Origin of the sequence: Escherichia sp. WS1451 (assembly GCF_046487365.1) — a bacterium.
GTDB classification, from domain to species: Bacteria; Pseudomonadota; Gammaproteobacteria; order Enterobacterales; family Enterobacteriaceae; genus Escherichia; species Escherichia coli.
Genome location: NZ_JBJQJP010000029.1, coordinates 14,339 through 28,914, shown reverse-complemented (window position 1 = coordinate 28,914; position 14,576 = coordinate 14,339). Strand labels below are relative to the sequence as shown.

Annotated in this window: 16 protein-coding genes; 15 read left to right on the top strand and 1 reads right to left on the bottom strand. The window is 51.8% G+C overall.

The window, feature by feature from the left end; genetic code table 11:
* Positions 1–61 precede the first annotated feature (61 nt).
* Genes traC through trbA form a run of 9 tightly spaced genes read left to right on the top strand, consistent with a single transcriptional unit; the run spans position 62 to position 8,525 of the window.
* Entirely contained in the window at positions 62–2,689 is a 2,628-nt protein-coding gene (gene traC, locus ACJHX7_RS23520) for a type IV secretion system protein TraC (protein WP_410231708.1), read from the top strand.
* Positions 2,686–3,072, top strand: a complete 387-nt coding sequence (gene trbI / locus ACJHX7_RS23515; RefSeq protein WP_000099686.1) for a type-F conjugative transfer system protein TrbI — start codon at positions 2,686–2,688, stop codon at positions 3,070–3,072. Before traC ends, trbI begins: the two co-directional genes overlap by 4 nt.
* Positions 3,069–3,701, top strand: coding sequence for a type-F conjugative transfer system protein TraW (gene traW / locus ACJHX7_RS23510; RefSeq protein WP_001203720.1), 633 nt, complete (start codon positions 3,069–3,071; stop codon positions 3,699–3,701). Before trbI ends, traW begins: the two co-directional genes overlap by 4 nt.
* Positions 3,698–4,690 (top strand): conjugal transfer pilus assembly protein TraU, encoded by a 993-nt coding sequence (gene traU, locus ACJHX7_RS23505; protein WP_000830181.1) that lies wholly within the window; start codon positions 3,698–3,700, stop codon positions 4,688–4,690. Before traW ends, traU begins: the two co-directional genes overlap by 4 nt.
* Positions 4,691–4,698: 8 nt before the next feature.
* Positions 4,699–5,337, top strand: a complete 639-nt coding sequence (gene trbC, locus ACJHX7_RS23500; RefSeq protein ID WP_000777700.1) for a type-F conjugative transfer system pilin assembly protein TrbC — start codon at positions 4,699–4,701, stop codon at positions 5,335–5,337.
* Positions 5,334–7,142, top strand: coding sequence for a type-F conjugative transfer system mating-pair stabilization protein TraN (gene traN / locus ACJHX7_RS23495; RefSeq protein WP_000821838.1), 1,809 nt, complete (start codon positions 5,334–5,336; stop codon positions 7,140–7,142). The genes trbC and traN overlap by 4 nt, the downstream gene beginning before the upstream one ends.
* Positions 7,143–7,168: 26 nt before the next feature.
* Positions 7,169–7,426 carry a conjugal transfer protein TrbE gene (locus tag ACJHX7_RS23490; protein WP_000864318.1) on the top strand — a complete coding sequence of 86 codons (258 nt, stop codon included), beginning with the start codon at positions 7,169–7,171 and terminating at the stop codon, positions 7,424–7,426.
* Positions 7,419–8,162, top strand: a complete 744-nt coding sequence (gene traF, locus ACJHX7_RS23485; RefSeq protein WP_001030377.1) for a type-F conjugative transfer system pilin assembly protein TraF — start codon at positions 7,419–7,421, stop codon at positions 8,160–8,162. Before ACJHX7_RS23490 ends, traF begins: the two co-directional genes overlap by 8 nt.
* 15 nt (positions 8,163–8,177) lie before the next feature.
* Positions 8,178–8,525 carry a conjugal transfer protein TrbA gene (gene trbA, locus ACJHX7_RS23480; RefSeq protein ID WP_001287910.1) on the top strand — a complete coding sequence of 116 codons (348 nt, stop codon included), beginning with the start codon at positions 8,178–8,180 and terminating at the stop codon, positions 8,523–8,525.
* 1 nt (position 8,526) lies between these two features.
* On the opposite strand, the gene ACJHX7_RS23475 is transcribed toward trbA, so the two are convergent.
* Positions 8,527–8,841, bottom strand: a complete 315-nt coding sequence (locus ACJHX7_RS23475; protein WP_001324103.1) for a hypothetical protein — start codon at positions 8,839–8,841, stop codon at positions 8,527–8,529.
* Positions 8,842–8,921: 80 nt separating this feature from the next.
* On the opposite strand from ACJHX7_RS23475, the gene traQ reads away from it, so the two are divergent.
* The 6 genes from traQ to traG are packed head-to-tail and all read left to right on the top strand — an operon-like array spanning position 8,922 to position 14,568.
* Complete coding sequence (gene traQ, locus ACJHX7_RS23470; protein ID WP_000624109.1) at positions 8,922–9,206, top strand: type-F conjugative transfer system pilin chaperone TraQ; 285 nt, start codon at positions 8,922–8,924, stop codon at positions 9,204–9,206.
* Positions 9,193–9,738 carry a type-F conjugative transfer system pilin assembly thiol-disulfide isomerase TrbB gene (gene trbB / locus ACJHX7_RS23465; RefSeq protein ID WP_000059851.1) on the top strand — a complete coding sequence of 182 codons (546 nt, stop codon included), beginning with the start codon at positions 9,193–9,195 and terminating at the stop codon, positions 9,736–9,738. Before traQ ends, trbB begins: the two co-directional genes overlap by 14 nt.
* Positions 9,668–10,009 (top strand): P-type conjugative transfer protein TrbJ, encoded by a 342-nt coding sequence (trbJ, locus tag ACJHX7_RS23460; RefSeq protein WP_001443031.1) that lies wholly within the window; start codon positions 9,668–9,670, stop codon positions 10,007–10,009. The genes trbB and trbJ overlap by 71 nt, the downstream gene beginning before the upstream one ends.
* Positions 9,996–10,376, top strand: coding sequence for an F-type conjugal transfer protein TrbF (gene trbF / locus ACJHX7_RS23455; RefSeq protein ID WP_001389370.1), 381 nt, complete (start codon positions 9,996–9,998; stop codon positions 10,374–10,376). The genes trbJ and trbF overlap by 14 nt, the downstream gene beginning before the upstream one ends.
* Positions 10,376–11,749, top strand: a complete 1,374-nt coding sequence (gene traH / locus ACJHX7_RS23450) for a conjugal transfer pilus assembly protein TraH (protein ID WP_001517790.1) — start codon at positions 10,376–10,378, stop codon at positions 11,747–11,749. The genes trbF and traH overlap by 1 nt, the downstream gene beginning before the upstream one ends.
* Positions 11,746–14,568: a conjugal transfer mating-pair stabilization protein TraG gene (traG, locus tag ACJHX7_RS23445; RefSeq protein WP_410231707.1), complete on the top strand. Its 2,823-nt coding sequence runs from the start codon at positions 11,746–11,748 to the stop codon at positions 14,566–14,568. Before traH ends, traG begins: the two co-directional genes overlap by 4 nt.
* Positions 14,569–14,576 lie beyond the last annotated feature (8 nt).

Sequence of the window (14,576 nt, the reverse complement as noted above, 5' to 3'; positions counted from 1 at the left end):
TACAGGTATTCCCTTCATGGCTACCGCATTTCTCGCTTTATTTTTCAACTAAGGAATTCATGTGAATAACCCACTTGAGGCCGTCACTCAGGCGGTTAACTCCCTCGTCACAGCACTGAAACTGCCTGACGAATCCGCAAAGGCCAATGAAGTTCTGGGCGAAATGAGCTTCCCGCAGTTCAGCCGTCTGCTGCCGTACCGTGATTACAACCAGGAATCCGGTCTGTTCATGAATGACACCACGATGGGCTTTATGCTGGAAGCCATCCCCATCAATGGGGCGAATGAGTCCATTGTGGAGGCCCTCGATCACATGCTGCGCACCAAACTGCCGCGCGGTATTCCGTTGTGTATCCATCTGATGTCCAGTCAGCTGGTTGGTGACAGGATTGAATACGGGCTGCGTGAGTTCTCCTGGTCAGGTGAACAGGCTGAACGGTTTAACGCCATTACCCGGGCCTATTATATGAAAGCGGCAGCGACACAGTTTCCGCTGCCGGAGGGGATGAATCTGCCCCTGACCCTGCGCCATTACCGGGTGTTTATCTCGTACTGTTCTCCTTCGAAGAAAAAAAGCCGGGCCGACATTCTGGAAATGGAAAACCTGGTGAAAATCATCCGGGCGTCGTTACAGGGGGCCAGTATCACCACACAGACGGTGGATGCACAGGCCTTTATCGATATTGTCGGGGAGATGATTAACCATAACCCGGACTCCCTGTACCCGAAAAGACGTCAGCTGGACCCGTATTCTGATCTGAATTATCAGTGTGTGGAGGACAGTTTTGATCTGAAAGTCCGGGCTGATTACCTGACGCTGGGCCTGCGTGAGAACGGCAGGAACAGCACGGCCCGCATCCTGAATTTCCATCTGGCCCGTAACCCGGAAATCGCCTTCCTGTGGAACGTGGCCGACAACTACAGCAACCTGCTGAACCCGGAACTGTCCATCTCCTGTCCGTTCATCCTGACGCTGACTCTGGTGGTGGAAGACCAGGTGAAAACCCACAGCGAAGCCAACCTGAAGTACATGGACCTGGAGAAAAAGTCGAAGACCTCCTATGCCAAATGGTTTCCGTCCGTGGAGAAAGAGGCGAAGGAGTGGGGGGAACTGCGTCAGCGGCTGGGCTCCGGTCAGTCCTCCGTGGTGTCCTACTTCCTCAACATCACAGCATTCTGCAAGGACAATAATGAAACGGCGCTGGAAGTGGAGCAGGACATCCTGAACAGCTTTCGTAAAAACGGTTTTGAGCTGATTTCACCGCGCTTTAACCACATGCGCAATTTCCTGACCTGCCTGCCCTTTATGGCCGGGAAAGGGCTGTTTAAACAGTTGAAAGAGGCCGGAGTGGTTCAGCGCGCAGAGAGCTTTAATGTTGCCAACCTGATGCCGTTAGTGGCGGATAACCCCCTGACACCGGCAGGTCTGCTGGCACCCACCTACCGTAACCAGCTGGCGTTTATCGATATTTTCTTCCGGGGGATGAATAACACCAACTACAACATGGCGGTCTGTGGCACCTCCGGGGCCGGTAAAACCGGGCTGATACAGCCACTTATCCGCAGCGTGCTGGACTCCGGAGGCTTTGCCGTGGTGTTCGACATGGGGGATGGATACAAGTCCCTGTGTGGGAACATGGGCGGGGTGTATCTGGACGGTGAAACCCTGCGTTTTAACCCGTTTGCGAACATCACCGATATTGACCAGTCAGCGGAGCGTGTCCGTGACCAGTTGTCAGTGATGGCCAGCCCCAACGGTAACCTGGATGAAGTGCATGAAGGTCTGCTGTTGCAGGCGGTCAGAGCCTCCTGGCTGGCCAAAGAGAACAGAGCACGTATTGATGACGTGGTGGATTTCCTGAAAAACGCCAGTGACAGCGAGCAGTATGCCGAGTCACCGACTATCCGCAGCCGTCTGGACGAAATGATTGTGCTGCTTGACCAGTACACTGCCAACGGCACTTACGGCCAGTATTTTAACTCTGATGAGCCGTCCCTGCGGGATGACGCAAAAATGGTGGTGCTGGAGCTGGGCGGACTGGAAGACCGTCCGTCACTGCTGGTTGCGGTGATGTTCTCCCTGATTATCTACATCGAGAACAGGATGTACCGCACGCCGCGTAACCTCAAGAAACTGAACGTTATTGATGAAGGCTGGCGTCTGCTGGACTTCAAAAATCACAAGGTCGGTGAATTTATTGAGAAAGGCTACCGTACGGCCCGCCGTCATACCGGTGCCTATATCACCATCACACAGAACATCGTCGACTTTGACTCTGATAAGGCCTCCAGTGCTGCCCGCGCGGCATGGGGTAACTCCTCCTACAAAATTATCCTCAAACAGAGTGCGAAGGAGTTCGCGAAATACAACCAACTGTATCCGGACCAGTTCCTGCCACTGCAGCGCGACATGATTGGTAAGTTTGGTGCGGCCAAAGACCAGTGGTTCAGTTCCTTCCTGCTGCAGGTGGAAAACCATTCCTCCTGGCACCGTCTGTTTGTGGACCCGTTAAGCCGCGCCATGTACAGCTCTGACGGCCCGGATTTTGAGTTTGTGCAGCAGAAGCGTAAAGAGGGGCTGAGTATTCATGAGGCAGTGTGGCAGCTGGCGTGGAAGAAGTCAGGGCCGGAAATGGCTTCGCTGGAAGCCTGGCTGGAAGAACATGAGAAATACAGGAGTGTGGCATGAGTTCAACGCAGAAACCCGCCGACGTCATGGCAGAACGACGCAGCCACTGGTGGTGGACGGTGCCGGGATGCCTGGCAATGGTGTTACTGAACGCAGCCGTCAGTTACGGCATTGTCAGACTGAACGCACCGGTGACTGTCGCCTTCAACATGAAACAGACCGTGGATGCGTTTTTTGACAGAGCCAGTCAGAAACAACTGTCAGAAGCGCAGTCAAAAGCCCTTTCAGCGCGTTTTAACACGGCACTGGAAGCCAGCCTGCAGGCGTGGCAGCAGAAACACCACGCGGTCATTCTGGTGTCGCCTGCTGTGGTACAGGGGGCACCGGATATCACCCGGGAAATCCAGCAGGATATTGCCCGGCGAATGAGGGCGGAACCATGAGATGCCGGGGGCTGATTGCCCTGCTGATATGGGGGCAGAGTGTGGCCGCCGCCGATCTTGGTACCTGGGGCGATCTGTGGCCGGTAAAGGAGCCGGACATGCTGACGGTGATCATGCAGCGCCTGACGGCACTGGAGCAGTCCGGTGAGATGGGCCGGAAAATGGATGCCTTTAAGGAGCGGGTGATCCGCAACAGTCTGCGGCCCCCTGCCGTGCCCGGTATCGGACGCACGGAGAAATACGGCAGCCGGTTGTTTGACCCGTCCGTCAGACTGGCTGCGGATATCCGGGATAACGAAGGGCGGGTGTTTGCCCGTCAGGGTGAAGTGATGAATCCGCTGCAGTATGTTCCTTTTAACCAGACGCTGTATTTCATCAATGGCGATGATCCGGCGCAGGTGGCCTGGATGAAACGCCAGACGCCGCCCACACTGGAGAGCAAAATTATCCTCGTGCAGGGCAGTATCCCGGAGATGCAGAAGTCTCTGGACAGCCGTGTTTACTTTGACCAGAACGGTGTGCTCTGCCAGCGCCTCGGCATTGATCAGGTCCCGGCACGGGTGAGCGCCGTTCCCGGCGATCGCTTCCTGAAGGTGGAATTTATTCCGGCAGAGGAGGGCAGAAAATGAAGCGAAGGCTGTGGCTGCTGATGTTATTCCTTTTCGCCGGTCATGTCCCTGCGGCGTCTGCGGATTCTGCCTGTGAGGGGCGTTTTGTAAACCCGATCACAGATATCTGCTGGAGCTGTATTTTCCCGCTCTCGCTGGGCAGTATCAAAGTCAGTCAGGGTAAGGTCCCCGACACGGCGAACCCGTCGATGCCCATTCAGATTTGTCCGGCACCGCCGCCGCTGTTCAGGCGTATCGGGCTGGCCATTGGTTACTGGGAGCCGATGGCGTTGACGGACGTCACCCGGTCACCGGGATGCATGGTGAACCTGGGCTTCAGCCTGCCGGCTTTTGGTAAAACGGCACAGGGAACGGCGAAAAAGGATGAGAAGCAGGTAAATGGGGCGTTCTATCACGTTCACTGGTACAAATACCCGCTGACGTACTGGCTGAACATCATCACATCGCTGGGCTGTCTGGAAGGTGGTGACCTGGATATCGCTTATCTTTCTGAAATCGACCCCACCTGGACGGACAGCAGCCTGACCACCATTCTCAATCCGGAAGCTGTCATCTTTGCCAATCCGATAGCACAGGGAGCCTGCGCAGCAGATGCGATTGCCAGCGCCTTTAATATGCCTCTCGATGTTCTGTTCTGGTGTGCCGGTTCGCAGGGAAGTATGTACCCGTTCAATGGCTGGGTGAGTAATGAGTCCAGTCCGTTGCAGTCCTCCCTGCTGGTCAGTGAACGCATGGCGTTCAAGCTGCACCGTCAGGGCATGATTATGGAAACCATCGGGAAAAATAACGCCGTCTGTAATGAATATCCGCCCCCAATCCTGCCCAAAGAACGCTGGCGTTACCAGATGGTGAATATGTATCCGGACAGCGGGCAGTGCCACCCGTTCGGGCGCAGCGTGACCCGCTGGGAAACCGGGAAAAATCCGCCCAACACAAAGAAAAACTTCGGCTACCTGATGTGGCGTAAACGTAACTGTGTCTTCCTGTGAGGTGAATGATGAAGCTGAGTATGAAATCTCTGGCAGCACTGCTGATGATGCTGAACGGGGCGGTTATGGCGTCAGAAAACGTGAACACTCCTGAAAACCGCCAGTTCCTGAAGCAGCAGGAAAATTTAAGCAGACAACTGCGTGAAAAACCTGACCATCAGCTGAAAGCCTGGGCGGAGAAACAGGTGCTGGAAACCCCCCTTCAGCGTTCAGATAACCATTTCCTGGATGAGCTGGTTCGTAAACAGCAGGCTTCGCAGGACGGGAAACCCCGGCAGGGTGCTCTGTATTTTGTGTCGTTTTCCATTCCCGAAGAGGGGCTGAAACGAATGCTGGGCGAAACCCGGCACTACGGTATTCCGGCCACACTGCGGGGCATGGTGAACAATGACCTGAAGACCACCGCTGAAGCTGTGTTGTCCCTGGTGAAAGACGGAGCGACTGATGGTGTTCAGATCGACCCGACGCTGTTTTCACAGTACGGCATTCGCACTGTACCGGCACTGGTGGTGTTCTGCAGTCAGGGATACGACATCATCCGGGGAAACCTGCGGGTCGGCCAGGCGCTGGAGAAAGTGGCCGCCACGGGTGACTGCCGGCAGGTGGCTCATGATTTACTGGCAGGGAAAGGAGATTCCGGGAAATGAAACGTATTTTACCTCTGATACTGGCTCTGGTTGCCGGCATGGCACAGGCTGACAGCAACAGTGATTACCGGGCCGGTTCTGATTTTGCTCACCAGATCAAAGGGCAGGGAAGCAGCAGTATTCAGGGCTTTAAGCCACAGGAGAGTATCCCCGGCTATAACGCGAATCCGGACGAGACAAAATATTACGGTGGCGTGACTGCCGGCGGGGATGGCGGCCTGAAAAATGACGGCACCACGGAATGGGCGACCGGTGAAACCGGAAAAACCATTACAGAGTCATTCATGAACAAGCCGAAAGACATTCTTTCACCGGATGCACCGTTTATCCAGACCGGCAGGGATGTGGTGAACCGGGCTGACAGCATTGTGGGAAACACCGGGCAGCAGTGCAGTGCGCAGGAGATTAGCAGGAGTGAATACACGAATTACACCTGTGAGCGGGATTTACAGGTGGAGCAGTACTGCACACGAACTGCCCGTATGGAGCTGCAGGGGAGTACCACATGGGAAACCCGGACGCTGGAGTATGAAATGAGTCAGCTACCTGCACGTGAAGTGAATGGTCAGTATGTTGTCTCCATTACCTCTCCCGTTACCGGTGAAATTGTCGATGCGCATTACAGCTGGAGTCGTACTTACTTGCAGAAGAGTGTACCTATGACAATTACAGTACTGGGAACCCCACTGAGCTGGAATGCCAAATACTCAGCAGATGCCTCATTTACACCAGTACAGAAAACACTGACTGCCGGTGTGGCTTTTACGTCATCTCACCCCGTCCGGGTCGGGAATACAAAATTCAAACGTCATACGGCAATGAAGCTGCGTCTGGTTGTCAGGGTAAAAAAAGCCTCGTACACCCCGTATGTTGTCTGGTCTGAAAGCTGCCCGTTCAGCAAGGAGCTGGGGAAACTGACAAAAACAGAATGTACGGAGGCTGGCGGGAACAGGACGCTGGTGAAAGACGGTCAGTCATACAGCATGTACCAGAGCTGCTGGGCATACCGGGACACGTATGTCACGCAGTCAGCAGACAAGGGAACCTGTCAGACCTACACCGACAATCCTGCCTGTACCCTGGTGTCACACCAGTGTGCCTTTTACTCCGAAGAAGGTGCCTGTCTGCATGAATATGCCACGTACTCCTGTGAGTCAAAAACATCCGGGAAAGTGATGGTCTGTGGGGGAGACGTATTCTGTCTCGATGGCGAATGCGATAAGGCTCAGAGCGGGCAGAGTAATGATTTTGCCGAAGCCGTTTCTCAGCTGGCGGCACTGGCCGCAGCAGGTAAGGATGTTGCGGCGCTGAACGGGGGGGATGTCCGTGCTTTCACCGGTCAGGCGAAATTTTGTAAGAAGGCTGCAGCCGGATACAGCAACTGCTGTAAGGACAGCGGCTGGGGACAGGATATCGGGCTGGCCAAATGCAGCAGTGATGAAAAGGCCCTGGCTAAAGCAAAATCAAACAAACTGACCGTCAGCGTCGGGGAGTTCTGTTCGAAGAAAGTGCTGGGTGTCTGTCTGGAGAAAAAACGCAGCTACTGTCAGTTTGATTCGAAGCTGGCGCAGATAGTCCAGCAGCAGGGGCGCAACGGTCAGTTGCGTATCAGTTTTGGTAGTGCGAAGCATCCTGACTGTCGGGGGATTACGGTTGATGAGCTGCAGAAAATTCAGTTCAACAGACTGGATTTCACTAACTTCTACGAAGACCTGATGAATAACCAGAAAATCCCGGACAGTGGCGTTCTGACGCAGAAAGTGAAAGAGCAGATTGCTGACCAGCTGAAACAGGCAGGACAGTAAGGTATGGGAAATAACCGGGGGAAATGATGAAAGTCATATTCACGTCGAACCGTTTTATTGATTTTCTTATCCGGCTTTTGATTACAGCGATTGTCATTTCTCCGGTAATTATCTGGTCGTGGGATACGGTAAAAGAAACCACGGCAGACGGGATGCTTGCCGCTGCTTTCGTTATCCTTTACTCCGGTGTGCTCCTGTTTATTCTGTATTTTTGTTTTTCTGCCCTGACTGACCTGCAGAAACCTGATGAAAGAAAAAGTGATGAAAGGAATGAAGATGAATAAAGCATTACTGCCACTGTTACTCTGCTGCTTTATTTTTCCGGCGTCAGGAAAAGATGCAGGCTGGCAGTGGTATAACGAGAAAATAAATCCGAAGGAAAAAGAAAATAAACCTGTACCTGCAGCCCCCCGTCAGGAACCGGATATTATGCAGAAACTGGCCGCACTGCAGACGGCAACAAAGCGGGCGCTGTACGAAGCCATTCTGTATCCCGGCGTGGATAATTTTGTGAAATATTTCCGGCTGCAAAATTACTGGACTCAGCAGGCCGGGCTTTTCACCATGAGCGCCAGAAAGGCCATGCTGGCACATCCTGAACTGGACTATAACCTGCAGTACAGCCATTACAACGGCACGGTACGGAACCAGCTGGCAGCAGACCAGGCGCAGCAGCGACAGGCCATTGCGAAACTGGCTGAACACTACGGCATCATGTTTTTTTACCGGGGGCAGGACCCCATCGACGGGCAACTGGCGCAGGTCATTAATGGCTTCCGGGATACGTATGGTCTGAGTGTTATTCCCGTTTCCGTGGATGGCGTGATTAATCCGCTGTTGCCGGATTCCCGGACTGACCAGGGGCAGGCGCAGCGCCTCGGCGTGAAATATTTCCCGGCCATGATGCTGGTTGACCCGAAACAGGGCAGTATTCGCCCGTTATCATACGGCTTTATTTCGCAGGACGACCTGGCAAAACAGTTCCTGAACGTTTCTGAAGATTTTAAACCCAATTTTTAATCGCGGATTTGATTTATGAGTGAAGATTATTTGAAAATGTTTACAGGTGTTGTTCTGTTAATATTTGTCATTATTGCCGGTTATTTCTTTTCTGAGCGTAATGACAGGAAAATGTTTCTCCTGAGCTCACTGGTTTTCCTTGTTATTAATATCGCGTGTTTATATGTGCTTACCGCCAGTCTCTGGTTTCTGTGTGGTGCAATTATGAGTCAGGGCGCAGCACTGGTTGTTTCAATAGTTGCGGCCGCATTACCGGACGTTACGAGCTTCGACAGGTTCAGAAGAATATTTATCTGTATTGTGTTGTCATCGGTATGGTCCGGAGTGATGTGGTTTTTTATAAGGGGGCTTATGACAGGCTAAGTCATATAAAACGGTCATAAAAACCATACAAAATAATGAGGTTGATTACTGAAGACCATATGATAAACCATACCGCAATCCAGTGGCTTCTGAATAGCTCACAAAAATAAATATAGATAATTGAAAATAACCATAATACAACGATGCCTGCTGCGATACTTAATAAACTTATTACAAGATAGTCAGGGAAGGCATTGACCGGTAATGAATGTGATGCTGCATATATCAGCGCAATAATTGCCGCATTTCCCGGTAACGACTCTCTTATTATGTTTCTGATTATTTCCAGTTTTTCTTTAAAAGATCGCTTTTCCATTTGTACCTCTGATTAATATCACACAAACGCGAATATTACAGACATGAATACTCTCATGTAAATAATAACCGGAGTTTAACATGATAAGTAAACGCAGATTCTCTTTACCCCGGCTTGATATTACGGGAATGTGGGTATTTTCCCTGGGTGTCTGGTTTCATATCGTCGCCCGTCTTGTTTACAGCAAACCCTGGATGGCTTTTTTTCTGGCGGAGCTGATTGCGGCCATTCTCGTACTGTTCGGCGCATACCAGGTGCTGGATGCATGGATTGCCCGTGTCAGCCGGGAAGAGCGTGAGGCACTGGAAGCCAGGCAACAGGCCATGATGGAAGGGCAGCAGGAGGGCGGACATGTCTCTCACTAAATCACTGCTGTTCACCCTGTTGCTGAGCGCCGCTGCTGTGCAGGCCTCCACCCGGGATGAAATAGAGCGACTCTGGAATCCGCAGGGTATGGCTACGCAGCCTGCACAACCGGCAGCAGGCACGTCAGCCAGGACAGCAAAGCCGGCTCCCCGCTGGTTCCGCCTCAGTAATGGCAGGCAGGTTAACCTGGCCGACTGGAAGGTGGTGCTGTTTATGCAGGGGCATTGCCCTTACTGTCACCAGTTTGACCCGGTACTGAAACAGCTGGCACAGCAGTACGGCTTTTCCGTTTTTTCCTACACCCTGGATGGTCAGGGGGATACGGCCTTTCCTGAAGCATTACCGGTGCCACCGGAGGTGATGCAGACCTTCTTCCCGAATATCCCGGTGGCCACACCGACCACCTTCCTGGTCAACGTCAACACGCTTGAGGCATTACCGCTTTTACAGGGGGCAACGGATGCCGCCGGTTTTATGGCGCGGGTGGATACCGTTTTGCAGATGTACGGAGGAAAAAAAGGTGCGAAATAAGCAGGTGGTGTTACTCATTGCCGGAATATCCGGCATCGTGACGGGAATAATCGTCAGCCTGAATATCCCCTTTATCCGTCAGGGGCTTTTTTATCCCGCCAGCCCTGTAGAAATTGTCGTTTCGCTGAGTCTTACCTTTTCTGTTTCTGTTGTGTTTTTTGTGGGGGCAATTGTGGGATGGATTTCGGTGTCTGAAATATATTACAGCCGCATGACCGGTCTGAATGAATCATCGGAAATATCAGAGGGAACTTATAATGAGAGAAAATAAAAGTAATCCTGAGCTCAAAATCAGAAGTACAGAACGAGATTATAAATACATTTCCAGAATTACTGGCAGGTATGCTGGGTTGTCTCTGGTATTCCTGACTGCCGGAATTGTTTTATGGACAGTTATGGATATTATTTTTGATGCCTGTATTGATTCGTGGAAAGCGGACCCGGAATTAAATAATTCGAGTTATATGTGGAATATCCTGATATATGCCATTCCGTATGCGTTATATGCGCTTGCAGCCGGGTTTCTTGTTACATTTTTTTCTGTCCCCAATGTACGAATTAATATACGGAAATATCGAGATATTCCTGCTGAAATGTCGTATGCACCGGGAGAACACATTAAGGGAGGGCAAGAATGATGCCACGCATTAAACCTCTTCTGGTTCTTTGTGCCGCCTTACTGACGGTGACGCCTGCAGCGTCAGCGGATGTGAACAGCGACATGAATCAGTTCTTTAATAAGCTGGGATTTGCTTCCAATACCACACAGCCGGGCGTCTGGCAGGGGCAGGCCGCCGGCTATGCTTACGGTGGCTCCCTGTATGCCCGTACTCAGGTCAAAAATGTTCAGCTAATTTCCATGACGCTGCCGGATATCAATGCTGGATGTGGCGGCATCGACGCCTATCTCGGCTCGTTCAGTTTTATTAATGGTGAGCAGTTGCAGCGTTTTGTTAAGCAGATTATGAGCAATGCTGCCGGTTACTTTTTTGACCTTGCCCTGCAGACAACGGTGCCGGAAATAAAAACCGCAAAAGACTTCGTGCAGAAAATGGCAAGCGACATTAACAGTATGAACCTCAGTTCCTGCCAGGCTGCACAGGGGATTATCGGCGGGCTTTTCCCCCGGACGCAGGTGTCCCAGCAGAAAGTCTGTCAGGACATTGCCGGTGAGAGCAATATTTTTGCTGACTGGGCGGCTTCCCGGCAGGGATGTACCGTTGGCGGGAAATCTGACAGTGTCAGGGATAAAGCCAGCGACAAGGATAAGGAGCGGGTGACCAAAAACATCAACATCATGTGGAATGCGCTTTCCAAAAACAGAATGTTTGACGGCAACAAAGAGCTGAAAGAATTTGTGATGACGCTGACCGGCTCACTGGTGTTTGGTCCCAACGGCGAAATCACACCGCTGTCAGCCAGAACCACTGACCGCTCAATTATCCGGGCCATGATGGAAGGCGGCACAGCAAAAATTTATCACTGCAACGATTCTGATAAATGCCTGAAAGTGGTGGCAGACACACCGGTGACTATCAGCCGGGATAATGCACTGAAGTCTCAGATTACTAAACTTCTGGCCAGCATTCAGAACAAGGCGGTCAGTGACACGCCTCTGGATGACAAGGAAAAAGGCTTTATTTCCAGTACCACCATCCCCGTCTTCAAATACCTGGTTGACCCGCAGATGCTCGGAGTTTCCAACAGCATGATTTACCAGCTGACGGACTATATCGGTTACGACATCCTGCTGCAGTACATTCAGGAGCTGATACAGCAGGCCCGGGCGATGGTGGCCACGGGAAATTATGACGAAGCGGTTATCGGACATATTAACGACAACATGAATGATGCCACCCGGCAGATTGCGGCGTTTCAGTCACAGGTGCAGGTACAGCAGGATGCGCTGCTGGTTGTCGATCGTCAGATGAGCTACATGCGTCAGCAGCTTTCCGCCCGCATGCTCAGTCGTTACCAAAACAACTATCACTTCGGAGGGAGCACGCGGTGAATGAAGTTTATGTGATTGCCGGTGGTGAGTGGTTGCGGAATAACCTGAACGCCATTGCCGCCTTTATGGGAACCAGGACGTGGGATTCCATTGAAAAAATTGCGCTCACATTGTCTGTTCTCGCGGTGGCCGTAATGTGGGTACAGCGGCACAACGTGATGGATTTGCTGGGCTGGGTGGCCGTATTTGTGCTTATCAGCCTGCTGGTTAATGTCCGCACATCGGTGCAGATTATTGATAACAGTGACCTGGTCAAAGTTCACCGGGTGGATAATGTGCCGGTCGGACTGGCGATGCCACTTTCACTGACGACCCGTATCGGGCATGCAATGGTGGCCAGTTACGAGATGATCTTCACGCAACCGGACAGTGTCACCTACAGCAAAACGGGGATGCTGTTTGGCGCAGAACTGGTATCAAAAAGCACCGACTTTTTGTCCCGCAATCCGGAAATCGCCAATCTTTTCCAGGATTATGTGCAGAACTGTGTTATGGGGGATATTTACCTGAACCACAAATACACGCTGGAGGAGCTGATGGCCTCCGCTGATCCCTACACGCTGATTTTTTCCCGCCCCAGCCCGCTGCGGGGCGTTTATGACAGTAATAATAATTTCGTAACCTGTAAGGACGCGTCGGTTTCGCTGAAAGACAAGCTGAATCTGGACACACAGAGTGGCGGAAAAACCTGGCATTATTATGCCCAGCAGCTATTTGGTGGACGCCCTGATCCTAACCTGCTGTTCAGTACGCTGATTGGCGACAGTTACAGTTACTTCTATGGCTCAAGTAAATCAGCCAGCCAGATCATCCGCCAGAATGTCACCATCAATGCGCTGAAGGAGGGGATCACCAGTTATGCCGCACGTAATGGTGATTCGGCCAGCCTGGTGAATCTGGCCACCACGTCATCGATGGAGAAACAACGTCTGGCACATGTCTCCATCGGTCATGTGGCGATGCGGACACTGCCCATGACGCAGACCATCCTGACGGGGATCGCCATCGGTATTTTCCCGCTCCTGGTACTGGCGGCTGTATTCAACAAACTGACGCTGTCTGTCCTGAAAGGTTATGTGTTTGCCCTGATGTGGCTGCAGTCATGGCCACTCTTGTACGCCATTCTGAACAGTGCCATGACATTTTATGCGAAACAGAATGGTGCGCCGGTGGTGCTCTCTGAAATTTCACAGATACAACTGAAATACTCCGATCTGGCTTCCACTGTCGGGTATCTTTCCATGATGATCCCGCCATTATCCTGGATGATGGTCAGGGGGCTTGGGGCCGGATTTTCCAGTGTGTACAGCCATTTCGCTTCCTCTGCTATCAGCCCGACTGCCAGTGCGGCAGGTAGTGTGGTTGACGGTAATTACTCCTACGGCAACATGCAGACGGAAAACGTGAACGGCTTCAGCTGGAGCACCAACAGCACCACGTCGTTTGGTCAGATGATGTACCAGACCGGCAGTGGCGCAACCGCCACACAGACCCGTGACGGTAATATGGTGATGGATGCAAGCGGAGCGATGTCCCGTTTACCGGTCGGTATCAATGCAACGCGTCAGATTGCAGTGGCACAACAGGAAATGGCCCGGGAGGCGTCGAACAGAGCAGAAAGTGCCCTGCATGGTTTCAGCAGCAGTATTGCCAGTGCCTGGAACACGCTCAGTCAGTTTGGTTCTAACCGGGGGAGCAGTGACTCTGTCACCAGTGGTGCTGACAGTACGATGAGTGCACAGGACTCCATGATGGCCAGCCGTATGCGCAGTGCAGTGGAAAGCTATGCGAAGGCGCATAATATCAGTAATGAGCAGGCGACTCAGGAACTGGCATCCAGAAGTACGAGAGCTTCTGCCGGGATGTATGGAGATGCTCATGCTGAATGGGGGGTTAAACCTAAAATTCTTGGTGTTGGTGGAGGATTAGGCGTTAGAGGTGGTGGTCGGGCTGGCATTGACTGGAGTGATGATGATGCGCATCAGGCCAGCAGTGGTTCACGGGCCAGCTATGATGCTCGTCATGATATTGACGCTAAAGCCAGTAAGGACTTTAAAGAGGCCAGCGATTACTTTACCAGTCGCAAAGTCAGTGAATCCGGCAGCCATACTGACAATAATGCTGATTCCCGGGTGGATCAACTGTCTGCAGCCCTGAATTCAGCGAAACAGAGTTACGACCAGTACACGACGAATATGACCCGCAGCCATGAATATGCTGAAATGGCATCCCGTACTGAAAGCATGAGTGGGCAGATGAGCGAAGATTTGTCGCAACAGTTTGCACAGTATGTGATGAAACACGCACCGCAGGATGCCGAAGCTATTCTGACAAATACCAGTTCGCCGGAGATTGCAGAACGCCGTCGGGCAATGGCCTGGTCTTTTGTGCAGGAACAGATACAGCCTGGTGTTGATAATGCCTGGCGGGAATCCCGTGGCGATATTGGTAAAGGAATGGAGAGCGTACCTTCGGGTGGAGGCAGTCAGGATATTATTGCTGACCATCAGGGACATCAGGCCATTATTGAGCAAAGAACGCAGGACAGTAATATCCGTAATGATGTAAAACATCAGGTTGATAATATGGTCACAGAATATAAAGGGAATATAGGTGATACTCAGAACAGCATACGTGGCGAGGAAAATATTGTAAGAGGACAGTATTCTGAACTGCAGAATCACCATAAAACAGAGGCATTATCTCAGAATAATAAATATAATGAAGAAAAGTCGGCTCAGGAAAGAATGCCCGGGGCTGACAGTCCACAGGAACTGATGAAAAGGGCAAAGGAGTATCAGGATAAGTATAAGCAATAATACTGTGT